General features: G+C 60.8%; 22 protein-coding genes. 13 read left to right on the top strand and 9 right to left on the bottom strand.

Going from position 1 to position 23475, the window contains the following annotated elements:
- Positions 1-119 precede the first annotated feature (119 nt).
- Together AC1DWA_RS07380 and AC1DWA_RS07375 are read left to right on the top strand one after the other, a co-directional pair.
- Complete coding sequence (locus tag AC1DWA_RS07380; RefSeq protein ID WP_019746277.1) at positions 120-578, top strand: hypothetical protein; 459 nt, start codon at positions 120-122, stop codon at positions 576-578.
- Positions 579-732: 154 nt separating this feature from the next.
- On the top strand, positions 733-1116 hold the full coding sequence (locus AC1DWA_RS07375; protein WP_336504053.1) for a helix-turn-helix domain-containing protein: 384 nt from the start codon (positions 733-735) through the stop codon (positions 1114-1116).
- On the opposite strand, the gene AC1DWA_RS07370 is transcribed toward AC1DWA_RS07375, so the two are convergent.
- The 3 genes from AC1DWA_RS07370 to AC1DWA_RS07360 all read right to left on the bottom strand — a co-directional run bounded on the left by AC1DWA_RS07370 (position 1062) and on the right by AC1DWA_RS07360 (position 5488).
- Positions 1062-2510, bottom strand: coding sequence for a histidine-type phosphatase (locus AC1DWA_RS07370; protein ID WP_279164339.1), 1449 nt, complete (start codon positions 2508-2510; stop codon positions 1062-1064). The genes AC1DWA_RS07375 and AC1DWA_RS07370 overlap by 55 nt on opposite strands.
- A 378-nt stretch (positions 2511-2888) precedes the next feature.
- The gene (locus AC1DWA_RS07365) at positions 2889-4538 is read right to left on the bottom strand and encodes a class I adenylate-forming enzyme family protein (protein WP_477846503.1); all 1650 of its coding nucleotides are present in this window, start codon (positions 4536-4538) and stop codon (positions 2889-2891) included.
- A complete protein-coding gene (locus AC1DWA_RS07360) occupies positions 4535-5488 on the bottom strand; it encodes a cyclase family protein (RefSeq protein ID WP_003943547.1) in 954 nt (317 codons plus the stop codon). Before AC1DWA_RS07360 ends, AC1DWA_RS07365 begins: the two co-directional genes overlap by 4 nt.
- 115 nt (positions 5489-5603) lie before the next feature.
- Between AC1DWA_RS07360 and AC1DWA_RS07355 the strand changes: the two genes are divergently transcribed.
- Both AC1DWA_RS07355 and AC1DWA_RS07350 read left to right on the top strand, forming a co-directional pair.
- The gene (locus AC1DWA_RS07355; protein WP_029254130.1) at positions 5604-6530 is read left to right on the top strand and encodes a TetR-type transcription factor C-terminal domain-containing protein; all 927 of its coding nucleotides are present in this window, start codon (positions 5604-5606) and stop codon (positions 6528-6530) included.
- A 22-nt stretch (positions 6531-6552) separates the two neighbouring features.
- Complete coding sequence (locus tag AC1DWA_RS07350; protein WP_306294060.1) at positions 6553-8304, top strand: oleate hydratase; 1752 nt, start codon at positions 6553-6555, stop codon at positions 8302-8304.
- A gap of 7 nt (positions 8305-8311) precedes the next feature.
- On the opposite strand, the gene AC1DWA_RS07345 is transcribed toward AC1DWA_RS07350, so the two are convergent.
- The gene (locus AC1DWA_RS07345) at positions 8312-8689 is read right to left on the bottom strand and encodes a DUF5313 family protein (protein ID WP_003943558.1); all 378 of its coding nucleotides are present in this window, start codon (positions 8687-8689) and stop codon (positions 8312-8314) included.
- A 30-nt stretch (positions 8690-8719) separates the two neighbouring features.
- Positions 8720-9691 carry a GlxA family transcriptional regulator gene (locus AC1DWA_RS07340; protein WP_070796726.1) on the bottom strand — a complete coding sequence of 324 codons (972 nt, stop codon included), beginning with the start codon at positions 9689-9691 and terminating at the stop codon, positions 8720-8722.
- 71 nt (positions 9692-9762) lie between these two features.
- Here AC1DWA_RS07340 and AC1DWA_RS07335 point away from each other — a divergent pair, with 71 nt between their 5' ends.
- The 3 genes from AC1DWA_RS07335 (at position 9763) to AC1DWA_RS07325 (ending at position 13263) form a co-directional block, all read left to right on the top strand.
- Positions 9763-11079 carry an MFS transporter gene (locus AC1DWA_RS07335; RefSeq protein ID WP_021332663.1) on the top strand — a complete coding sequence of 439 codons (1317 nt, stop codon included), beginning with the start codon at positions 9763-9765 and terminating at the stop codon, positions 11077-11079.
- A gap of 78 nt (positions 11080-11157) precedes the next feature.
- The gene (locus AC1DWA_RS07330) at positions 11158-12711 is read left to right on the top strand and encodes a succinic semialdehyde dehydrogenase (protein WP_003943578.1); all 1554 of its coding nucleotides are present in this window, start codon (positions 11158-11160) and stop codon (positions 12709-12711) included.
- Between the two features lie 3 nt (positions 12712-12714).
- Complete coding sequence (locus AC1DWA_RS07325) at positions 12715-13263, top strand: SRPBCC family protein (protein ID WP_477916551.1); 549 nt, start codon at positions 12715-12717, stop codon at positions 13261-13263.
- On the opposite strand, the gene AC1DWA_RS07320 is transcribed toward AC1DWA_RS07325, so the two are convergent.
- Genes AC1DWA_RS07320 through AC1DWA_RS07310 form a run of 3 tightly spaced genes read right to left on the bottom strand, consistent with a single transcriptional unit; the run spans position 13148 to position 16036 of the window.
- Positions 13148-14509, bottom strand: a complete 1362-nt coding sequence (locus AC1DWA_RS07320) for an MFS transporter (RefSeq protein ID WP_259121297.1) — start codon at positions 14507-14509, stop codon at positions 13148-13150. The genes AC1DWA_RS07325 and AC1DWA_RS07320 overlap by 116 nt on opposite strands.
- Positions 14510-14569: 60 nt before the next feature.
- Entirely contained in the window at positions 14570-15307 is a 738-nt protein-coding gene (locus AC1DWA_RS07315) for an SDR family NAD(P)-dependent oxidoreductase (RefSeq protein WP_019746288.1), read from the bottom strand.
- Between the two features lie 15 nt (positions 15308-15322).
- Positions 15323-16036, bottom strand: coding sequence for a GntR family transcriptional regulator (locus AC1DWA_RS07310; RefSeq protein WP_256065318.1), 714 nt, complete (start codon positions 16034-16036; stop codon positions 15323-15325).
- A 441-nt stretch (positions 16037-16477) separates the two neighbouring features.
- On the opposite strand from AC1DWA_RS07310, the gene AC1DWA_RS07305 reads away from it, so the two are divergent.
- The 4 genes from AC1DWA_RS07305 (at position 16478) to AC1DWA_RS07290 (ending at position 21992) form a co-directional block, all read left to right on the top strand.
- Positions 16478-18658: an alpha-ketoacid dehydrogenase subunit alpha/beta gene (locus AC1DWA_RS07305; RefSeq protein WP_029537334.1), complete on the top strand. Its 2181-nt coding sequence runs from the start codon at positions 16478-16480 to the stop codon at positions 18656-18658.
- A 62-nt stretch (positions 18659-18720) separates the two neighbouring features.
- Positions 18721-19998 (top strand): dihydrolipoamide acetyltransferase family protein, encoded by a 1278-nt coding sequence (locus tag AC1DWA_RS07300; RefSeq protein WP_172932421.1) that lies wholly within the window; start codon positions 18721-18723, stop codon positions 19996-19998.
- Between the two features lie 32 nt (positions 19999-20030).
- Complete coding sequence (lpdA, locus tag AC1DWA_RS07295; protein ID WP_290283670.1) at positions 20031-21431, top strand: dihydrolipoyl dehydrogenase; 1401 nt, start codon at positions 20031-20033, stop codon at positions 21429-21431.
- 51 nt (positions 21432-21482) lie between these two features.
- Positions 21483-21992, top strand: coding sequence for a VOC family protein (locus tag AC1DWA_RS07290; RefSeq protein ID WP_019746293.1), 510 nt, complete (start codon positions 21483-21485; stop codon positions 21990-21992).
- Here the strand turns inward: AC1DWA_RS07290 and AC1DWA_RS07285 are convergent.
- On the bottom strand, positions 21949-22929 hold the full coding sequence (locus AC1DWA_RS07285; RefSeq protein ID WP_290283671.1) for a proline dehydrogenase family protein: 981 nt from the start codon (positions 22927-22929) through the stop codon (positions 21949-21951). The genes AC1DWA_RS07290 and AC1DWA_RS07285 overlap by 44 nt on opposite strands.
- A 161-nt stretch (positions 22930-23090) precedes the next feature.
- On the opposite strand from AC1DWA_RS07285, the gene AC1DWA_RS07280 reads away from it, so the two are divergent.
- Both AC1DWA_RS07280 and AC1DWA_RS07275 read left to right on the top strand, forming a co-directional pair.
- Entirely contained in the window at positions 23091-23264 is a 174-nt protein-coding gene (locus AC1DWA_RS07280; protein WP_400821616.1) for a hypothetical protein, read from the top strand.
- 29 nt (positions 23265-23293) lie between these two features.
- A complete protein-coding gene (locus AC1DWA_RS07275; protein WP_019746296.1) occupies positions 23294-23473 on the top strand; it encodes a hypothetical protein in 180 nt (59 codons plus the stop codon).
- The last annotated feature ends 2 nt before the right edge of the window (positions 23474-23475 follow it).

Genomic DNA, 23475 nt, shown 5'->3' with positions numbered 1-23475 from the left:
CACCACCGACTGTAGTTCTGACAACACGCGTTGTCTAGGGGTGTGAATAGTCGACTTTCCATCGTTTCGGGCGTTGTACCAGGGGTATCCGGAAAGTGTTGTCGACCCGAGGAGCAGCTATGAGCGTCACACGCACGGCCGGGGTTTTTGCGGCCATCGGATTACCGATTGCCGCGAGCGTCATGTTCGCCGGAGTCGCCTCGGCTGATCCGCCCCACCCTTTCGGCGGCGCCGCCGTCACCATCGGGTGCCCGAATCAGGGGTCACTGGCCTCGTTGACCGGGCTCACCGGCCAGTCCGGACCAGAGTCCAATCCGCCCATCGCCAAGGGTGATATTCGCTTCGATTCGTTCCCGGCAGCCGCGCCCATTCCGGCGGCGGGTCAGGTGACCGTTGCGTGGGTCAACACCGACACGGGTAAGTCCGGAATCGTCGACCTGGTAGGGGCGTACCCGTATCTCTCTGCCACGGTGAACACCGGCGTCGGCAATGTCGTTGCGACGGCGTTCGGTTCGATCAATTGGGGCAGTAGTCCCATCTGCCAGTCGAATCCGACGATCGGCAGGTTCATAGCCTGATCTTCGGCCTCTGATCGTCACAGCCTGAACGGGCATAGGGTTGGCGGTATCGCGTGATTATCTGTCATCTCGGAGATACCGCCGTGTCCGTCCCATCCCATATTCTGAAACGTGTTAGTTGAAAGCGTATTTCAGGGATGGAAAAGGTGGCGACGTGAACGGGTCGAGCGCGCGTCAGTTGATGAGCCAGATGCTCGTCGAGAAACGAAACAGTCTTGCGCCCGAACAGGTCGGCATGCGCTGCGAGGGTGCTCGCCGCATGCACGGCCTCAGTCGGCGTGATGTCGCGCAGATTGCCGACATCAGTTTCAATCACTATCAGCGGCTGGAACAGGGTACGTCCGTTGGTGTTTCGGCTCCGGTCATCGTACGTATCTGCGACGCCTTGTTGATGGAAGACGACGAGAAGGCGCGCATGCTGGCGTTGCACCAGGCATGGGCGCGCCCTCGTCGACCGCTGGCTGGATCCCGAGTTGCCGGACCTCAGGCCGCCGGTGAAATCTCCGGTAGGCAGCGGGCCAGTTCGTCCGGCGTGTAGAAGAAACTCCCGGCGCTCACCGGAGCGCACGGGGCAGCAAATGCTGTCTCGCGCTCGTTGTAGAGCATTCGGACCAGCCGCTCACCGTCCGGTCCGGCGTAGACGTCCCACTGCACGTTGGCGGCCATCGGGCTGACATTCGCTCCGCGCCAGGGGTTGTTCGCGTAGGTGTAGAGATCGCCCTCGGCCTGCGAGGCGGTGCTTCCCGGCAGTTTCAGGAGCGCAGCGAAGGGGATGATCGTTTCTGCGTGTGCAAATCGGAAGTCCGCTCCCGGCACGGCGGCGTCGCCGGTGTGTTCCTGCAACCCGCGCAGGAACTCGTCGCGCAGGACGGTTGCCATCCGGTAGGTGACGTCTTCACCGGTGAAGCCAGGGCCCTTGGCGTAGAAGTCCTCGGCGTCGTTCGTGTACGCGAGCCACTGAGCGTCGTCGGAGTCGATGAACCGCTCGAAATTCCACGTGCCTTCTTCGGCCATGCCCGGAGTGATGATGTACGTGTTGTACAGCATGTACGCGGCGTCGACCTCGTTGTCGATCGTGCTGGAGCCCTTGCCACGGTCGACGAGTGAGAACTCGCCCGCACTCAGCCGGTTCACGAAGTCCTCCGAGTAGAGCCTGAGCATCATGTGCCGCGAGACCTCGCGGGTGCGGGGAAGATCGGCGATCTGGTCGTCGACGGCTTTCAGTCGAGGATCGGACTCTTCGTAGTCCTTGTAGTCGGCGTTTGCATCCGAGTCGTGGAAGTAGAGAAGGTCGGCATCCGTGGTCACCGGCGCAACATCGCCGGCGACGGCCGGAAACGCACCGGTCAGGCCCTGAGCGAAGTTCTCGGCGCTGTCCACGGCACGGTCGACGCCCGACGAAGTCAAAGTGATGGTGCCCTGTTGCGCTGCGATGGCGTCGAACAATTGCGGGAGGCGCTCGGTGACGCGCGCTCCGAGCTGCCGATGTTCGGTGACCCCGAGTCCGCTGAGGTTGCCGTACCCGAGCTTCTTGTTGGCGGCCATGAGATCACGAAGCGCCGGGCCGAATTCCTTGCCGACGGGTGTCAATGCGTTCTCGGCTTCGGCGATTTCCCACAGCTGCAGGCTCAGGTCGTCGTACTTCAGACTCGACAGTGCTCTGGAACCATGGCGCGCAACACTTTCCGTGTACACCGGGATGTATCCGGTCGGCGGCGCCTGATAGTCGGCGATGCGCTGACCGGGAGTGTAGGGCGTCTTGGAGGTGAAACCGCCGTTGCTGACGGTCGGTGTCTCTGTCGAACCGGAACTCGAACCGGCGTCGAGCGAACCGAACGGTGACGCCGTGGCGATGGACTGGACGCTGCTGGTGACAAGCACGAGTCCGACAGCGCCGGCAGCGGCCAGCACGCCGAAGCGTGAGCTTCGCATGGTGAGTTGATCCTCTCCGTCGGTGCCGAGGTGACACGACGGAAGGAAAGTTAGAACAGCTAAGCGTCCGAATTGCACCTATTTGCCCATGTGCAGATGGACGCGGGGTTACAAGTTTCGGATCCGCCGAGCTCAGGAGGGTTTGGCGGCAATCCCGATCGACACGGAGAGCGACAACGCGATGAGGGTCATGGCCAGCCACTGGTAGCTCTTGGGCGTGGGCTGCTTCTTACGTCCGAACTTGCTCACTGATGTCTCCCGTTTGTCCGTGGGTACTCAGCACATATTACTGTTCCATTACCCCGATTGCGTGGTCGACCTAAAACTGTGCGCGATCAGACAGCAGGCGGACCGTGAAGTCCGCCCGCTGCCCTGTGATCAGGAGGTCGTGCGCAGCTCCCGTCGCAAGATCTTGCCCGTGACGGTCTTGGGCAGTTCCTCCACCAGCACCACGGAGCGTGGGTACTTGTACGCCGCCATCCGCTGCTTGCAGTGATCGATCAGATCTTCCGGGGTGACGGACGCCCCCGCGACGAGGCTGACAAACGCCTTCACCGTCTCACCGCGGTATTTGTCGGCGATCCCGACGACTGCTGCCTCACGGACTGCGGGGTGCTCGGCAAGAACGTCCTCGACCTCGCGTGGCCACACCTTGTAGCCGGACGCGATGATCATGTCCTTCTTACGGTCTACGACGTAGAACCAGCCGGCTTCGTCCATGAAACCGACGTCGCCGGTGTGGAACCACCCGTCGCGAATGGCCGACGCACTCTCCTCCGGCTTGTTCCAGTAACCGCGCACCACCTGTGGACCACGGACGACCAATTCGCCGATCTCTCCGATCGGCAGGACCGCACCGCCCTCGTCTTCGATGCGGACCACGGTGTTGGGTACTGGAACGCCGACGGACAGTGCCCCGGACGTGGGGTCGACGGGGGTATCTGCCCCGACGGGAACGGCGTGAGTGGGCGACGTGGTCTCGGTCAGCCCGTAGATGTTGTGCAGCGCAGCACCGGTCATGGCGCGGACTGCCTCGGCGGCTGTCGGCGAGATGGGTGCGCCGCCGGAATACAGCAACCGCATGGAGGTGAAGTCTTCGGGCGCGCAACCCGGAGTGTTGAGCAGTGCGGTGAACGCAGTGATGGCGCCGACTGTGAATGTCGGGCGGTGCTCACGAATCGCGTCGAGCATCACCTCGGGCTGGAAGCGATAGGCAAGCACCAGCGGCATTCTCGCCAGGACGGACACCGCGATGTGACCGATCAACCCCGTGATGTGGAAGAGCGGCGCGACGCCGAGAACCGTGTCTTTCGGGGTGAGCCCCAGCCAGTCACGGTAGACCTGGGCGTTGAAGGTCATGTTCGCGTGAGAGGTCATCGCTCCCTTCGGCGGACCTGTGGTTCCCGACGTATAGGTCAGTACCGCAATGTCTTCCGGTGCAGCGTCGGTAGTGATCGGATCGCCGAGACGATGCTGGTCGATCAGCGTCGCGAGATCGTCGGTACCGAGGTCCTTCTTCACGATTCCGTCGAAAACCCTTGGATCGTTGCGGCTTTGGTACTCGAGTTCCGAGGTGGTGATTACTCGCCTGACCGGCGAGTCCGAGACGACGTTGCGGCCGACGGACTCGTAGAGCCCCTCGAGAGCGATCAGAACCGCTGCTCCGGAATCTTCGAGTTGGTATCCCAGTTCTCGTTCACGGCTCATGGGATTGATCGAGACTGCGACGCCGCCGGCTTTCCAGATTCCGGCGAGGGCGAGCACGAATTGCGGAACGTTCTGCAGGAGGAGTGCGACACGGTCTCCCTTCGCCAGACCACCTGCTCGTAGTGCGCGGGCCAGGGCGTCACTCTGCTGATCCAGTTCAGCGAAACTGAGTTGACCGTCGAAGTACTTCACAGCCGTGGCGTCCGGATCAGAGCGGACCGCCGCCGCCAACATTTCGAGCATTGTGGGCTGTTCGACGCCGATGTCGGGGGGAACGTCGTTGCGGTACAACGTCAACCAAGGGCGATCTTCGTATGTCATTTGATGGCAACCGGATTCACGGGAGAGCCGCTGGCCTTGGCAACCTTGAGCGGTGCGGCGACGTACAAGAACGTGTACTGGCCGTCGGACGCGCAGTCCGCGGCCAGCTTCTCCAGATCGCAGATCTCGGTGAACACCACGCCGAGGTTGCGCATCAGAGCGTTGTGAAGCACCAGTGCCACACCGTTTTCGGGATCGGTGGTGACCTCGTTGGCAATGGTGTCGGTGACGAGGTTCGGAATCTCCATGTCCTGGAACCACTGGACGAGTTCGGGGCTGTAGATCAAGCCGGGCTCGCAGAAGCCCTCGTAGAAGGCTTCGCCCTGGTCGAAGAACAGCTTGAGGAAGTTGGTACGGATGACGAGAATGTCACGCTTCTCGATGGTGACCCCCTGCGCTTCGGCACAGGCCAAAAGATCATGGTGCGTGAAGGTTTCGGCCTTGTCGAGGTTTTCCTTGCCGCGGAACTTCGCCATGTCGAGAAGTACTGCGCGTCCGACGACGCCGCGGTCGGCAATCGGTTCGACGCTGGCCTTCTCCAGGCCGCCGACAGTGGTATCAGCCGAGTATCCGTTCCACAGGGCGCCGTCGTACCAGACGTGGCCGAGTGCGTCGTACTGCGTCGAGCCCTGCAGGAACGCGTCGATCTTGTCGTCCGCGTAATGCAGGCCGCCGGGGAAGTTGGGGGCGTCGTCGCCGTCCCAGCTGCTCTCGTCGAAGATCTGTGTGCGCTCGGCGGGGCTCCGGCCTGGCCAGACCGGATCACCCTTGGGATCGCCGATAAGACGTTGGAGTGTGAACACGGAACCCTGCTTGATGGTTCCGACGCCGCGAAGCACCTGTCCGGCGTCGAGGTAGTTCAGTGAACCGACCTCGTCGGACTCTCCCCACTTGCCCCAGTTGCTGGGTGCGTCGCGCAGGAGTTCTCCAAGATATGGCGCCTCGGTCATGGTGATTCGATCCTCTCGCTACCGACACCGAACGATCGCTCGGGCGGACCTGGGTCTTTGTGATCCACATCATGTTCAGGCCGATAACTAGTAGTCAACACGTTCATAGATTTCCGTGGTCATCGCATTGTTGGAAATCCTATGTTCGGCAATACTGAACACTGTGACCGAATTTGAGAATGCTGTCCTGATCGGGGCGTCGATCCGGCAAGCGCGGCGTCACAGCGGGCTCTCGCTGCGTGAATTGGCCAGGCGTCTCGATGTCAGCCCGGCGACGCTCAGCGCTGTCGAGACCGGAAAGACCAGAGTCAGCGTCGACAGGTTGGCGGCAATCGGCGGGATTCTCGGAGTGCGTTTCGACGCTCTGCTCCCGGCTGCGATAGTGCGTCCGCCGGAACAGCCGCGATGGGGAGGCGACGACGCCGACCCGGACGCACATTTTCGCCCGAACGAGTGGCGAAGGTTCGGTCCGAGTTCGTTCGATCCGGTGTTGGCTGCCGCGCTCGCGGAGATGGTGAAGACCGGATATCACGGCGCTGCGATGCGTGAGATCGCCAAACGTGCGCAGATGAGTGTTCCGGGTCTGTATCACCACTATTCCAGTAAGCAACAGATGTTGGCCGAAATTCTCGACCTCACCATGGCTGAACTCAACACGAGATCGTTGGCGGCTATCGAAGAGGGCGAAAGTCCCGACGAAAGATTGGCTTTCCTTGTCGAATGTGTGACCTTGTTCCATATCTATCGGCGTGATCAAGGATTTCTCGGCGCCAGTGAAATGCGCAGTCTCACAGCCGAGAACAGGTTGCGCATCACGGAATCACGCAACTACCAGCAATGGTTGATGACGAAGCAAGTGGACGACGGAATCGCCGCCGGTGTGTTCGAGACGGATCGGCCGCGACAGGCCGCGCGTGCGATTGTCGTGATGTGTGTCTCTGTCGCGCAATGGTATCGGCCGAGTGGGCCGCAAACGCCCGAGGAAATTGCACGTGACTACGTGCGTTTTGCGCTCGATCTGGTGCGCCTTCAGCGACCGTGACGGACGTCATCCGGTTCGGGTGATGCGCCTGCGGGCAAACGGGTCCATGCTTGGAAGGTATCCGTACCGCGACTCGAGTAAGGAACGAAACCCAATGTCTTCCAATCTGTCTCACAAGGCCTACATGATCGGTGCCGGCATCGGAAACCTCTCGGCTGCCGTCTATCTGATTCGAGACGGTGAGTGGAACGGTGAGGACATCACCATCATGGGCCTGGACATGCACGGAGCGAACGACGGCGAATCCGCCGCTACGTTTCAGCACCAGTACGGCCATCGCGAACTCGGTAACGACGCGGGTTTCATCAACCGCGGCGGCCGCATGCTCAACGAGGAAACCTACGAGAACCTCTGGGACATATTGAGTGCGGTTCCGTCGCTGGACAACCCGGGAAAGTCGGTGACGGATGACATTCTCGACTTCGACCACGCGCACCCCACGCATGACGTCGCACGGTTGATCGACCGAGACGGTATTCGCAACAAGGGCGAGAACGATTACAAGCACATGCAATTCGACAACAAGGACCGGTACTTGTTGACGAAGCTGATGACGATGCCGGAGTCGGACGAGGCAAAACTCGACGACATCAGCATCGAGCAGTGGTTCGAGGACACTCCGCACTTCTTCACCACCAACTTCTGGTACATGTGGGAGACCACTTTCGCTTTCAAGCGGGTGAGTTCGGCGATGGAGCTTCGCCGGTACATGAACCGAATGATTCTCGAGTTCAGCCGCATTCAGACGCTTGCGGGTGTCACCAGGTCCCCGTACAACCAGTACGAGAGCATCATCTTGCCGATGCGGACCTTCCTCGAAGGTAAGGGCGTGAAGTTCGTCAACGAACTGAAGATCACGGAGTTCGTGTTCAAGGACACCCCGCTTCGAGACGAGATCATCGTGACGGGACTCGATTACGAGAACGTCCGCACCGGCGAGAAGGGCCGAATCGACGTGGCGGAAGGCGATTTCGTCTTCGACACCAACGGCAGCATCACCGACAGTTCGTCGATCGGCGATCTCGACACCCCGATCGTCGAAGACATGAGATACGCACCGAGTGCGCTGCTGTGGAAGCAGGCCACCGAGCATTTCTACGATCTTGGGAATCCCGACAAGTTCTTCGGGGACCGGGCGCAGAGTGAGTGGACCAGCTTCACCGTCACCACTTCGTCACACGAGCTCATCAACGAGATTTCCCGAATCACCAAGCAGCTCCCCGGAAATGCACTCAACACGTTCGTGGACTCGAACGTGCTTCTGTCGATCGTGGTTCACCATCAGCCGCACTACCACGCGCAGAAGGAGAACGAAGGAGTCTTCTGGGGTTACTGTCTGTTCCCGCGCAAGGACGGCGACTACGTGAAGAAGCCGTTCATCGAGATGACCGGCCGGGAAATGCTGGAAGAGACTCTCGGGCATCTCGAGGCACTCGACGAGAGCGGTGCGCTCGCCGCGCGCCGACAAGAGATTATGGACAGCGTCGTGAATTCGATTCCCAGCCACATGCCTTACGCCAGTGCGCTGTTCAATCGGCGAGCCGTCGGCGACCGGCCGCTGGTGGTGCCGAAGCACTCCAAGAACCTGGCCTTCATCAGTCAGTTCGCGGAGTTGCCGTTCGACATGGTGTTCACCGAGCAGTACTCGGTGCGCTGCGCTCAGGTGGCCGTCTACAAGTTCCTGGGGATTCCGGAAGACAAGCTCACCAAGATGCATCACTACGAGAAGGATCCGAAGGTCCTCGCCAAGGCCGCAGTGACGATGTTCCGCTGAGGGGTGCTCAGCGACCGTGCCGCTTCTCGTAGTCCTCGCGAGTGCGATCGGCACGGCGCTGGGCCTTCTCGTCGAGCAATTCGGGATCGAGTCCGTGGCTCAGCAGTCGGTGACGGCGGTAGATGGTCCCGAGCGCCACGACGAAGTACGCGAGCGGGATGAGCAACAAGGCCATCATGGCCAAGGGAATCCAGATCGGTCCCGGAATCAACAGGAACAGCAGAAGAATCAGCGTCGCCGGCACGGTGAAACGAATGATGTAGCGGGCCTGTGCACCCGGTCCGACCAGATCGTTCCGCACCCAGTCCTGGTACCGGTCGGGGAGCGTCTTCCCCAGGAGGTATCCGCAGTACTGGGGAAAGTTCGGGCGAGTCTGTTCGGCCATGGCCTCCAGGATAGTGCCTGGTACTGCCGCTTACGCCGGTGCCTTGAACGTGCGTCGGTAGGCGCTCGGTGAAACGCCGAGCGCTTCGTTCATGTGTTGACGCATCGATGTCGCGGTCCCGAAGCCGGTTCGAGCTGCAATTGCATCGATCGACAGATCGGATTCCTCCAGCAATTCACGTGCCCGATCGACGCGTCTGCTGGTCAGCCAGCGGTTCGGTGTGGTTCCGACTTCGTCGCGGAATCGACGGCTGAAGGTGCGGACGCTCATGTTGGCACGCGTCGCCAGGTCTGCCAGCGTGATCGGATCGCCGAGATGTTCGAGGGCCCAGTGCCGAGCGTCGGCAGTCGATTCCGAAGGCTTGTCAGCCAGTGGGCGGCGGATGTACTGCGCTTGACCACCGTCGCGCCACGGCGGTACGACGCAACGCCTCGCGACGGTGTTCGCCACTTCCATGCCGTGGTCGCGTCTGACGATGTGCAGACAGAGATCGACGCCTGACGCCACGCCGGCCGAGGTCAGGATGTGGCCTTCGTCGACGAACAGCACGTCGGGATCCACGTTCACCTTGGGATAGACACGCTGGAAATGGTCGGTGTTGCGCCAATGCGTCGTGGCGCGGAGTCCGTCGAGCAAACCGGCCGCGGCGAGGATGTACGAACCGGTGCAGATCGAGACGAGCCGGGTCCCCGGGCGGATGCGGTCGAATGCTGCGGCCAATTCGGGGGAGAGATAACCCTCGTCGAAGGCCGGGCCCAATTCGTACGACGCGGGGATGACGACGGTGTCGGCGGTGGCGAGCAACTCGCTCCCATGATCGACCGAAATGCTGAAGTCAGCGTCGGTCTGCACGGGATTGCCGTCGACGGTGCACGTCAGGATCTCGTACAGCGGCCGATCCTCGACGTCGATGGCACGCCCGAAGATACGCGCGGGGATCCCGAGTTCGAAGGGAATGACTCCGTTCAGAGCCAGTACGACGACGCGATGCGGACCAGACATGGCTCGATCCTTTCATATATTGGCAATCTGGCCACTGTTCTCGATCGAATCCGAACTGCAGAATTCTCTCTGTGACTTCTGAGACCGCTCTCCCCGAATCGGGCCCGCAGCAGGTGAGCCCCCCGCGCTTTCACCGCGCGTGGTCCGTCGCGATCGTGGCATTCCTGGCATTGGTCGGTGCGGCGAGCTTCCGCGCTGCCCCATCGGTGCTGATCGATCCGCTGCACGAGGATTTCGGGTGGTCGCGCGCCAGCATCTCGGCCGCCGTCTCGGTCAACCTGATCCTGTACGGGCTGACCTCGCCGTTCGCCGCTGCCCTGATGGAAAGGTTCGGTATCCGGGCGGTCGTCACTTCGGCGTTGGCGCTCATCTCGCTCGGCAGTGGTCTCACGATCTTCATGACCTCGAGTTGGCAGCTCATTCTGCTGTGGGGTGTGTTCGTCGGCCTCGGTACGGGTTCGATGGCGCTGGCGTTTGTCGCCACCGTCGTCGATCGCTGGTTCGTCGAAAAGCGTGGTCTCGTGACCGGCATCCTGACGGCCGGTGGTGCTGCCGGTCAGCTGGTGTTCCTGCCCGTCCTGGCGAAGCTCGCGGAAACGTACGACTGGAAGAGCGTCGCCTTCACAGTTTCGTTTGCCGCACTGGCCGTCGTGCCGTTCGTTCTGCTGTTCCTGCGTAACTATCCGTCAGACGTGGGAACGACGCCGTACGGCGCGCCCGCCGATTACGCCCCACCCGCCAAGCCTGTCTACCAGCGCGGCGGCGCCGGAGGCCGGGCGATCTCGGTGCTGGTGATGGCGTCGAAGACCAAGGTGTTCTGGCTTCTCGCCGGTACCTTCGCGATCTGCGGCGCGAGCACCAACGGCCTGATCGGAACGCACTTCGTCCCGGCGTCGCACGATCACGGAATGCCGATCACGACGGCCGCGTCCCTATTGGCGTTGATCGGAATCCTCGACATGGTCGGCACCATTGCTTCGGGTTGGTTCACCGACCGGATGGACTCGCGAAAACTTCTCGGCATCTACTACCTCTTCCGCGGAATCTCGCTGCTCTTCCTGCCGCTGCTGCTCGCCAACACCGTGAATCCGCCGATGATCGCGTTTGTCATCTTCTACGGGCTCGACTGGGTGGCGACGGTTCCGCCGACGGTCGCGCTGTGCCGTCAACACTTCGGCGCCGATGCCCCCATCGTGTTCGGTTGGGTGCTGGCATCGCACCAGATCGGTGCAGGTCTGGTGGCCTTCTTGGCCGGCCTCGTTCGTGATCAGATCGGCTCGTACGACGCTGCCTTCTTGGTGGCCGGCGCGCTCTGCGCGATCGCTGCAGTCATGTCGTTGTTGATCGCAAAACGTCCGAAAGAGGCAGTATTGGTTGACTCTGTCTGATTCGGCACTGTGATCGGTACCACCGACGGGGTAAGTTGTGTGTAACTCCAAGAACTACTCACCAGTAGGGGTACTGAAATGCCTGCTCCGTCCGCTGCGACCTTCTCGCGGCTCGCCGATCTGATCGCCATCGACAATGTTGCCGATCGCCCGACGAAGTCCATCACCGAGGTGTTCACCGGCAAGGAGCTGGCGACCATCCCCGTCGGCACCGCCGACGACGCACTTGCGGCCATCGCCCGTGCCCGCGTCGCCCAGAAGGAATGGGCCAAGCGCTCCGTCCTCGACCGCGCCGCCGTCTTCCACCGCTACCGCGACCTCATCCTCGAGAACCGCGACGCCCTCATGGACATGGCTCAGGCCGAGACCGGAAAGTCGCGTACCGCAGCTCAGGAAGAAGTCCTCGACATCTCGATGACGTCGCGTCACTACGCACGTGTGGCGCCGAAGCTGCTGCGCCCGCGTCGCGTCTCCGGCATGCTTCCGGGTCTGACGAAGACCGTCGTTCGATACCAGCCGAAGGGTGTCGTCGGCGTCATCTCGCCGTGGAACTACCCGATGACGCTGGCCGTGTCCGACGCCATCGCCGCGCTGCTCGCGGGCAACGCCGTTGTCCTCAAGCCGGACAGCCAGACGCCGTACTGCGCGCTCGCCTGCGTCGAACTGCTCTACAAGGCGGGGCTGCCCCGCGACCTCTTCGCCGTGGTTCCCGGACCGGGCTCCGTCGTGGGCACCGCGTTGGTCGAGAACACCGACTACCTCATGTTCACCGGTTCCACCGCGACCGGTCAGCTCCTCGCCGAGCAGGCCGGCCGTCGACTGATCGGCTTCTCCGCCGAACTCGGTGGCAAGAACCCGATGATCGTCGCGGCCGGCGCAGACCTGCGCGAGGTCACCGACGCCGCTGTGCGTGCGTGCTTCTCCAACTCCGGTCAGCTGTGCATCTCCATCGAGCGCATCTACGTCGAAGAGTCCATCGCACCCGAGTTCATCCGTATGTTCGGTGACCGCGTCAAGAAGATGAACCTCGCCGCTGGTTACGAATTCGGAATCGAGATGGGCAGCCTCGTCTCCGAGGCCCAGGTCAAGGCAATCTCCGCGCATGTCGACGACGCAGTGGTCAAGGGCGCCACCGTCATTGCCGGCGGCAAGGCCCGCCCGGACATCGGACCGCTGTTCTACGAGCCCACCCTGCTCACCGGGGTTCCCGAAGACGCAGAGTGCTACCGCGACGAGACCTTCGGGCCGCTCGTCTCGATCTACCCCGTCAAGGACGTCGAAGAGGCCATCGCTGCGGCCAACGACACCGAGTACGGCCTCAACGCCAGTGTGTGGGCGGGAAGCAAGGCTGCCGGCGAAGCCATCGCAGCGCGCATCCACGCCGGCACCGTCAACGTCGACGAGGGTTACGCACCCACCTGGGGCAGCACCGCAGCACCGATGGGTGGCATGGGTGTCTCGGGCGTCGGTCGTCGTCACGGCGCCGAGGGGCTGATCAAGTACACCGAGCCGCAGACCGTTGCCACCACCCGCGTCATGAATCTCGGTGGACCGCGGGGACTTCCGGCCAAGGTGTGGGCAAAGCTCATGCCTCACGCAATCAAGATCATGTCCTGGGTTCCGGGCCGGTAACGGGTGGAAACCGCCAGCGCGTACATCGAGGCAACTCCCGTATCGGTGTGGAAGGTTGTCAGCGACATCGAAGGTATGGGTCGCTTCAGCCCTGAAAACACCGGTGGAACATGGACTTCCGGAACCCCGGGCACCGTGGGCGCAAAGTTCAAGGGCACCAACAAGCACGGCCTGATTCGGTGGAGCACGCACTGCACGGTGGTCGACGTGGTCGACTGCCGGAAGTTCTCCTTCGAATCGGACGAGCCGAAGGCTCGGTGGACGTACGTGCTCGAACCTTCGGGAACGGGCACTGTACTTACCGAGACTCGTGAAATCTATGCGACGCCTGCGCTTTACGTCCGCATGATGTCGGGTAGCGGCCTACTCGGTCGGGGTCGAGATCAGCTGATGCAGACCGGGCACTCGATTCGAGTGCAGCCCCACTGTTTTGTCTCTATCTGTTCGACAACTCGCCGATGTCGGAAGTCGACACCCGATTCTCGTTCTTGCCGGCATTGCGGAAAGGCATGCCGACCGTACGGAGGTCGATTCCCTTGGTCTCCTTCATGATCAAGGCGGCAATAAGGGAGAGCAGGCACAGTGCTCCGACGTACACAGAGAACACCCATCCGAGATCTCGCGAGGTCAACCAGGTGTTCAGGTATGGCGCCGTACCGCCGAAGATCGCAACGGACAGCGAGGTAGCGAAGCCGACTCCCATCGCGCGTGCACGGGTCGGGACGAGTTCGGACATGAGCGCCGGATACATCGCGGACGCGCAGCACCATACCGCCAATCCCATCGCCTGCGTCACGAACAAGGTCCACGGCTGGGCGGTCAGGATAGCCGCGATCGGCAGTACGAGGACAGCGCCGGAGATGCCGAAGGCTGCCGCCATGGTACGCCGACCGTACTTGTCCGAGAGGTGACCCGAGAGTGGAAGTAGTGCCAGCACAACGAGTTGGGCAAGCAAGCTTGCAATGAAGGCTCCGTTGGGATCCATTCCCTTCGCTGAAATTGCATACGCTGACGCGAAGGTGGCCCAAGTGTAGTAGGCCGCGTTCTGCCCCGCAGACAGCATGAGAATCAGCACACCGATCTTGACAATGTCCTTTCGTGCGATCGGAGGTGCCGTGGCTGCAGAATCCGAATTCTCTTCGAAGTGAGGCGATTCGGATGCTGCACGACGCAAGAACAATGCGTAGAGACCGAGTACGGCCCCGATGGCGAAAGCAATTCGCCATCCGTATCTGCTCATGTCGTCTTTTCCGAGGATCCCCGTCAACAATGCTGCGACGAGAGTCGCCAGCATTACTCCGAAGGTGACAGCCGTGAATACCGAACTGCCCCAGAGCCCTCGGCGATCTCGAGGCGAGATCTCACCGACGTAGGTGTAGGAAACGCCGGCCTCCCCTCCATGCGCGAGGCCCTGCGTCAGACGTGCAATCAAGAGCGCGAGCGACGCCCACACCCCAATGCTCTCGTAGCTCGGGATCAATGCAATTGCCAGGCTTGCAACGGCCATCAGGCACATCGTGAGCACCATCGTGAATTTTCGACCCTTGCGGTCCGCCAGGCGCCCGAAGACAAGGCCACCGAACGGCCTCGCCACGAATCCGACTGCGAACACCGCAAGTGTCGACAGCAGGGCAGAAGTGGGATCGCTGTCATCGAAGAAGTTCGAGGCCAGGTATGTGGAGAAGATTGCGTACAGAGTCCAATCGAACCATTCGAGGATGTTTCCGGACACGGCTGCCCGGAGCGAACGGGCGCGATCTAGTGCGGGGGTTTCTTCCGGAGGTGCAGAGCTGTTCATGTGAGCCTTCTCGAGATGTCAGTATGTTTGTCGTTCAACAAGTTCGCTGGATATGGGCGTTCAGCCCATATGGAGTCCGCCGTTCACATGAATCACTTCGCCGTGCACGAAACTCGCGGCTGGACTGCACAAGAACCCGACCACGGAAGCAACCTCGGCGGCGCGGCCGAATCGGCCCATCGGCGTCGAACGGATGAGGTGGTCGTTTTGGCTGTTGACCAAATTTGCAGTCATCGGTGTTTCGATGATGCCGGGCGATACTGCATTGACTCGGATCGATCCGCCCAGTTCCCAAGCGAGACTGCGAGTGAAAGCGAGTAGTCCACCTTTTGACGCCGCGTAGTGAGCGTGATTTCGACTGCCGCGATGGCCTGCCATGGATGTCAGATTGACGATCGAGCTGCCGTCACGCATCACCGGAATGGCGGCGCGTGTCAAATACATTGCCCCGTCGAGGTTGACGGACATGACCGTCCGCCATTGCTGGTCGGTCATCAACTCCACTGACTGTTCGGGATAGATCCCCGCAGCGACGATCAGATGGTCGATCCCCCCGAAATGCCTTTGCGCAACCGCAACGAAGTGATCATTGCTTTCAGGTGAAGCAGCATCGAGTTCGGTTGTCGCTATACGATTTCCGTCAGGATCCAGGGAGGCTCTGATTGCGGAGAGTGCTTGTGTATCCAGGTCGCCGAGTACCAGATTCGCCCCTGCTGCGTACATCTGCTCGGATACCTGCCTGGCAATTCCGCCTGCGGCTCCGGATATTGCAATGGTGCGATCGGTGAAGTCGTACAAGTCGCTTTCCTTTGATCAGCGCACTTTCGACGAACCTCCCGGCGAAGAATCAGGATGGGTGCTGTCGAAAAGTTCGGGATGCTTGGTTAATTCGGTTCTGGTTCTTCGTATGTGGCCGGTCAGGCACCGTTCGGCATCGATCTCGTCTTTGCGCACGATGGCTTCGATCAGTAAGCGATGTTCGTAGTTGATGACCCAGGTTCGATCGGGACCCGTCAGTCGGGCATATGCCCGACGGTAATGCTGAGTGGTATTCCAAAACCGCGTCACCATAGTTATCAACTGAGGAATCTCGCAACCGCTGTAAGTGAGTAGATGCAACTCCCGGTCCAGTACCAGGAATCGGTCTACGTCCTCGTTGGCTTCGATCTCTTCCTGGATACTCCAGAGTCGATCATGCACACTGCTGTTCAGATGCGGGATGCTCTCCGCCAGCGCCATGGGCTCGATACGTTCGCGAATGCGATACACGAAATCGCATTCCTGCATATCCATCGAGGACACCCACGCGCCGCTGTTCGCCTTCAGTTCGACCAGGCCTTCGGATTCGAGCATGCGCAGCGCTTCTCGCACCGGTAGTCGACTCGCGCCGAGTCGTTCGGCTATCTCCTCCTGGCGGATTCGAACTCCGGGGAGTAGGCGTCCGGAAAGTATGTCTTCGCGGATATGGGCAGCGATGCGGTGGCTCGCGACCGTGGTGGGGCCGTTCGCAGAATCGGCTTCGGACAACGGTGCTCCTCGAGATGGGGGACGGGCGCAGTTCTGCTCGGCCACGGATCGAGCGGGTGCCGGAGTTCATTGTTCACTGCGGACATGCGTGATGGTGTTCGGGATGATCCGTGTCGCGGATTGGATCCAATTGTGCCTGTTTGCATGTTTGACCGCGGTTGCGATCTGGGTCGAATGCTTCACCGCTTTGGATCCAATCGCTTAAGTTTGCATGCCGGACAAAACTCACAGCTCGTATGTTGCGCGGTGTTGCACCAGTTCGTCAAGTGGGGCAGGCCACATTTGCTTCCGATAGAGACCTGGTCGGGTTTGCGAATGGATCCATTCGATGGCAATGTGAGGCCCAACACGGAAAGTGGACCGCCCCGCGCGAGTCCCTCCGCGCTGTCCAGACGCGCTGCCAAAGCTTGGCCGTCCAAAGGCCTGATCCGGAGACTGACTATGACCACGCACAAGAAACTCACCGCAGCATCACCATGGGTGGAACTGGCAACATCGAACAAGGACTGGGATGCGGCCGCCCCGTCGCTTCTCGCCACGATGCTGGCTCAGACGATCTTGATCCGATCCTTCGAGGAATACGTCCTGGAGTTGGCGGGGAAGGGACTGATCCACGGTCCGGCCCACTCCAGCATCGGACAAGAGGGTGGGGCTGTGGGGTCGATCGTCGGCCTCACATCCGCTGACTCCATCAACGGTTCCCACCGCGGACATCATCAGTTCCTTGCCAAGGCGCTGGCCCATGTGGCTGTCGACGGTTTGGATCCGACCGCTGAACTCTCGCCAGAGGTCCGTACCGTACTGACCCGCAGCCTCGCAGAGATCTGTGGTCTGTCGCGCGGCTACTGCCGTGGTCGTGGCGGGTCCATGCACCTGCAGTGGAAAGAAGCCGGCGCGATGGGTACGAATGCGATCGTCGGAGGCGGGGTACCGCAAGCTGCAGGGTTTGCCTGGGCGCACCGTCAGGCAGGAACCGATGCCGTCGCAGTAACCTATTTCGGTGATGGCGCGGTCAACATCGGTTCGGTACTCGAATCGTTCAATCTGGCAGCGGCATGGGATCTTCCGATCTGCTTCTTCATCGAGAACAACCAATATGCGGTTTCCACACATGTCGCGGAAGCGACCGGTGAACCGCGATTGTCGGCACGCGGGCTCGGGTTCAACATTCCTAGTTGGAAGGTTGACGGTATGGACCCACTTGCGGTCCACCTCGCGATGCAGGAGGCCCTCACCCATATGCGTTCGGGTAAGGGCCCGACGATCATCGAAGCTGATGTCTACCGCTTCTTTCACCAGAACGGTCCATTCCCGGGCAGCGCTTTCGGCTATCGCACGAAGGACGAAGAAAAGGCCTGGAAAAAGCGCGATCCGCTTCGTCTGCTCACCGATCAAGTAGTCCGTCGGAAGCTGCTGACGGAAGCCGACGTAGCCAAGGCGGTCGCGCAAGCCTCCCGAGTAATGCAGGAGATCGGTGGCGAGCTGCTGGAAACAGTGCCAGGGGGCAAGCCTGGCGAGGCCAGAATCAAGGCATCGGAATGGCCGGATGTGAACTTCGTCGATGTCGGGATACGTGGTGATCTCAGTGAGTTCGGGGGTGCCCGATTCGTCGAGCCGGAGGAGTTCGCCGGCGAGATGGTCGATCGGAAGTTCATCGACGTCGTGGCGGAGGTAATGGACCGTCGCATGGACGCCGACAACTCCATCGTCGTGATGGGTGAGGACATTCATCGCTTGAAGGGCGGAACGAACGGCGCTACAAAAGGATTGGCTGATCGATACCCGGGCAGAGTGCTCGGCACTCCGATCAGTGAGAATGCGTTCGCAGGCCTCGGTGGCGGAATCGCATTGGACGGACGGTACAAACCAGTCGTCGAATTCATGTACGCCGATTTCATGTGGGTGGCAGCCGACCAGATCTTCAATCAGATCGGAAAGGCGCGACACATGTTCGGAGGGGACAGCAACGTTCCATTCGTATTGCGCAGCAAGGTCGCTATGGGGACCGGCTACGGCTCGCAACATTCCATGGACCCTGCCGGCGTGTTTGCAACTGCCCCGGGATGGCGCATCGTCGCACCGTCCACGCCGTACGACTACATCGGCTTGATGAACAGCGCTTTGCAATGCAACGACCCGGTGGTGGTCATCGAGCACGTAGACCTATATGGCACGAGCGGCCAGGCGCCGACCGATGACTACGACTACTTCCTGCCGGTCGGGAAGGCCGCAGTGCGTCGGCGCGGAAGCGATCTCACGATCATTTCCTACCTGTCGATGGTGGGGCATTGCCTCGAGGCAGTGGATGAAATCGGGACAGTCGATGCCGAGGTCATCGATCTCCGTTGGCTCGACCAAGCGAGTATCGACTGGGACACCATTGGCGAAAGCATCAGAAAGACCAACAACGTGGTCATCGCTGAGCAAGGAGCATACGGAACGTCATACGGCGGCTGGCTCAGTGATGAAATCCAGCGCCGATTCTTCGATTGGCTTGATCAGCCCATCCAGCGAGTGACGGGGTCTGAGGCATCGCCGAGCATCAGCAAAGTGCTCGAACGTGCGGCAATTGCACAGACGGATGAAGTGGTCGAAGCGTTGAAGAGGATCACTCGATCGTGAAGCGACCGAACCGAACCCACTTACCCTCATCGGCAGAAATTCTCTAGGAGCAATCAACCGCCATGGCGACATTACTGCGCATGCCAGAGGTGGCAGCCGGAGCTACCACCGTAATCCTCTCCGAGTGGCCGCTTGCTGTCGATTCGGAATTCGATGTCGACGAACCGTTGGCCGTTCTCGAAACGGACAAAGCGACGGTTGAGATCGAGGCCGAGTCCGCGGGTGTACTTGTACACACATTCGTCGAACCAGGGACATCCGTCGAGGTCGGTGCACCGATCGCCGTCCTCGCTGATCGGGGCGAAGTCGTAAAGGATATTGCGGCATTGCTGGCCGAGCTCGGGGTCCGTGATGCCCATGGGTGCTCTGCCAAGCCTGAAACATCCAATGCTGTAGACGAACCCGACGGTACGTCGTCTCCGACCGTGCCGGGCGAGAAAGTGGCCGATGAGAGGGCGCCGCGAATTTTCGCGAGTCCCTTGGCGCGACGCCTAGCGGAATCGGCAGGGCTGAACCTCGGTGACATCGTGGGATCGGGCCCGAACGGACGCGTCGTACGTAACGATGTCGATGCCGCAATAGCAGTAAAGGGCGCTTCGGCACAGGCCGTCGCAGTGAAAGATGTTGGTGTCAAGGACGCTGGTGTCAAGGGCCATGGCTCTGCCTTCACGGACACACCGCACACGAGACTTCGGCGTGCAATTGCTGCTCGGCTGACATCGAGTAAGCAGACACAGCCCCATTTCTACATCTCTGGTTCTGCTCGGGTCGATGCGTTGCTGGAGGCGCGCAGGCAGCTCAACGAAGTCAGCGCTTCCAAGGTGTCGGTCAACGATCTGTTGATCAAAGCGATGGCGAAGGCGCATACGCTGGTGCCGGAGATGAACTCGATCTGGGTCGAAGACGCAGTGAGAACCTTTGCCAAGGTGGATATTTCGATCGCGATAGATTCCGATCGCGGATTGCTTACTCCCGTTCTGCGCGGGGTCGACGCCATGTCCATTTCCGAAATTGCTAGCGCTACAAAAGATTTAGTAGCGAGAGCAGGTGCAGGGAAGATTCGGCAGGACGAACTCGAAGGTGGGTCGACGACGATCTCGAACCTCGGGATGTTCGGGGTCGAGGAATTTTCGGCCATAATCAACCCTCCTCAATCGTCGATTCTTGCAATTGGAGCAGCGACCGAGCAGCCCGTTGTCGTGGCGGGACGGCTGGAGGTCGGGACGGTCCTACGAGTGATTCTCTCGGTTGATCATCGTCCGATCGACGGGGCGATCGCCGCGAAGTGGATGAAGCATTTCACCACAGTTCTCGAGAACCCGATCCAGATCTTCGGCTGAGCAGACATCGCGAGAAAGTGGGAGGCACAGGTATGAATTCACACTACGACGTGGTCGTACTCGGAGCTGGGCCCGGTGGCTACGTTGCGGCCATCAGGGCCGCGCAGTTGGGGCTCTCCACTGCTGTGGTCGAGGAAAAGTACTGGGGTGGCGTATGTCTGAACGTCGGATGCATTCCGTCGAAGGCACTGCTACGGCACGCGGAGATTGCGCACCTGGTGACCGACGGAGCCTCGATGTTCGGAATCGAAGGTGTCACTTCGGTTGACTTCGGGGTTGCGTTCGACCGCAGTCGATCTGTTGCGGACGGCCGAACCAAGGGCGTCAATTACCTGATGAAGAAGAACGGTATTCGGCAGTACAACGGTCGCGGCGTATTTCGTGGACCGAATACCCTCGAGGTATCGGGGGTCGATTCCGCGACGATAACTTTCAACAACGTGATTATCGCCAGTGGAGCAGAGCCACGGCTACTTCCAGGCACGACTCGCAGCGACAATGTAGTCACGTATGAGGAGCAGATTCTCACTCGCGAGCTGCCGAAGAGCGTGGTCATCGCCGGTGCAGGAGCGATCGGTGTGGAATTCGCCTATGTCCTGAACAGTTTCGGAGTTGACGTCACGCTGGTCGAGTACGCAGAGCGGATCCTTCCGCTGGAAGATGCGGATGTATCTGCCGAACTGTCGAAGCGATACAAGAAATCCGGGATCACGATTCTGGTTTCCACTGGGGTGGAGGAGATCGTCGATTCGGGTGGCCAGGTCAAGGTAGTAGTGAGGCAGGGTGGCGAGGCGCGAACGCTGCTCACGGACAAGGTGATCCAAGCGATCGGATTTGTTCCGCGGACCGACGGCTACGGCCTCGAGACGACAGGCGTCGAACTGACCGAGCGAGGAGCCGTGATGGTCGACGAGTACATGCGTACTTCAGTGCCCGGAATCTTCGCAATCGGCGACGTCACCGCACAGTTGATGCTCGCTCACGTCGCAGAGGCCCAGGGCGTGGTCGCGGCTGAGACGATTGCCTGCGTAGACACCGTCCCTGTCGACTACCCAATGATTCCCCGCGCAACTTTCTGCCAACCCCAAGTTGCCAGCTTCGGATGGACGGAGCAGCAAGCGAGGGACAAGGCCGACACCATGGGCTGGGATGTCAAGGTGGCTACCTTTCCGTTCAGTGCCAACGGCAAGGCGCATGGTCTAGGGGATGCTGTCGGGTTCGTGAAGCTGATCAGCGACGATACGTACGGTGAGTTGCTCGGTGGACATCTGATCGGACCGGAAGTGACCGAGTTATTGCCAGAGCTGACGCTCGCTCAGAAATTCGAACTGACAGTTGAAGACCTCGTACGCAACGTTCACGCTCACCCGACACTGAGTGAGGCGCTGCAGGAGGCTTTCCACGGGCTTGCCGGACACATGATCAATCTGTGAACGGACTGCTGTTGAATTGGTCCGATAACCGAACCGAACGAGGAGTGGCAAGTGATAGGCGTCAAGGCAGACTCGCTCCCTGAGCCCCTGCGGGGAAACGCGGTGGCACAGATCGCCATGATTGTGCCTGATCTGGAATCGGCCGTTGCGCTGTGGAGCGGCATTCTCGGCCGAGACGATTGGTCGATCTACACGTATGGGCCCGACAACGTTCCGGAGTTGAGCTACCGAGGTGAGGAAGGACGGTTCGGCATGCGCTTGGCTTTTGTCGGTGTCGGTCCCCAAATCGAGCTGATCGAACTCCTCGAAGGCCCCAGCTCGTACCACGAATGGCAATCGCGTCACGGTTTCGGATTGCACCATCTGGGTTTTGTCGTCCCGTCGATCAAGGACGCGATGATCGAAATGGCGGAACACGACGTCGATTTGATTCAGTCGGGGTACGGCTATGGGGCGAACGGGGACGGAGGTTTTGCGTACTACGACACTCAGGATTCGGTCGGCGCGATTGTCGAGCTCATCGAGGTTCCATCGATCCGACGACCATCCGAGGTTCTGTAGAAGCCGCGTCGATGAGCGCGGTGTAGACACGCTCCGGCTCTTCGGCGATGCGATTGAGTACGTACAGCCACCACTGTGTTCCGAAGATGACGTATTCGCGTGTGGTGAAGCCCGCGGCTCGGAGTGCGTCCAGTTGCTCGGTACCGAGACCAAGCAGCATCTCGAACTCCACGTGGTCGGCTCTGAGCTTCGAATCATGCTCGGCGCGTAATGCTTCGAGGATGTCGCGGTCATGCGTCGCGATGGAAACCTGGTGACCCGATTCGACAATTCGGGCTGCGTAGTCGAGATACGCGCTGCGCAGTTCGGCACTACCGCGCGGGTAGGCGACGGATTCGGCTTCGAGGAAGGCGCCCTTCACGAGACGGATGCGGCCGGGTCGGTCCAGCAGAGCGGCGAGATCCTTTGCGGTCCGGTGCAGTCGGGCCTGAACGGTGATCCCCACGTGAGTGAAGCGCTCGGCCAGCCGCGCGTGCATGTCGAGGACCAGGTCGGTGCGATCGGACGCTTCGGCGGAGATGATCAGCTCGGCACCTGCGCGTTCCGTGGCCTCGGCCAGGCGCACGACATTGCGAAAGCACTGCTCCGGATCGATTACCAAGCCGATGTGCGAGAGGTCGAACGACACGGTGCTCTCGACACCCGACGTGCCGATTCGTTCGGCGAGTTCCACGAAAACATCGGTTTCGGCGTTCGCGAGCTCGGGATCCCGGACGCTTTCCCCGGTGTATTCGATGCTCGCCTTGTGTCCTCGCGCGAAGATCGAGGGGAGGCGGTCGAAAGCGTCGTCGATGGTTTCGCCGCCGATGTAGCGAGCGGCGACTTTCCGTGCGAGTGCTGCAGTCGCAGCGTCCGCCATGGTGCGTTCTTTCAGGGATTCGTCGAGTGCGAGGCGGCGTAGGACGTCTGCGGCCTGGGCTTGTAGATCCGTGTTCACGGCTTCAGCGTATCCGGACGAGGGTGCGGGAATTATTCTCCGGACCCTTGCGTTCGATCTATTGTCGATATATCGTCGATACGTCAAACAAACATAGACAGTCCAGGAGGACAACATGTACGCCCCACATAACAACCCAGAAATGCAAGAACGTCGCGAGCATGGCCGCCGAGGCCCGCATCGTGGACACGGTTTCCGTCGAGGATTCGATGGAGAGCGCCCCGAGGGTCGCTTCGAAGACCGAGCAGAAGGACGCCCCGAAGGCCGACGCGGTCGCGAAGGTCAGCGCGGATTTGGTCGACCCGACCAGCGCGGACACGGCCGCCCTCACTTAGGTGAAGCCGGCGCAGCGCTCCGTCCCGCGATGGGTCTACTCCGAGGTGCCGCTGTCGCGGTAGCCGCAGGTGGGACCGCTGAGCAGGTCGCCAAGGCAGAGGCAATTCTTGCCGAGGCACGCCGTGCACTGTTCGAGATGCTGGCGGAAAAGCCGGCTGACGTGCAGCAGGCTCACGCAGAATCTACCGACACACTGCCGGCAGAGTGATC

The sequence above is a fragment of the Rhodococcus sp. P4_F3_2 genome (genome assembly GCF_056401335.1).
The sequence above is the reverse complement of the archived record's forward strand: the minus strand, read 5'-3'. Positions and strand labels throughout refer to the sequence as shown.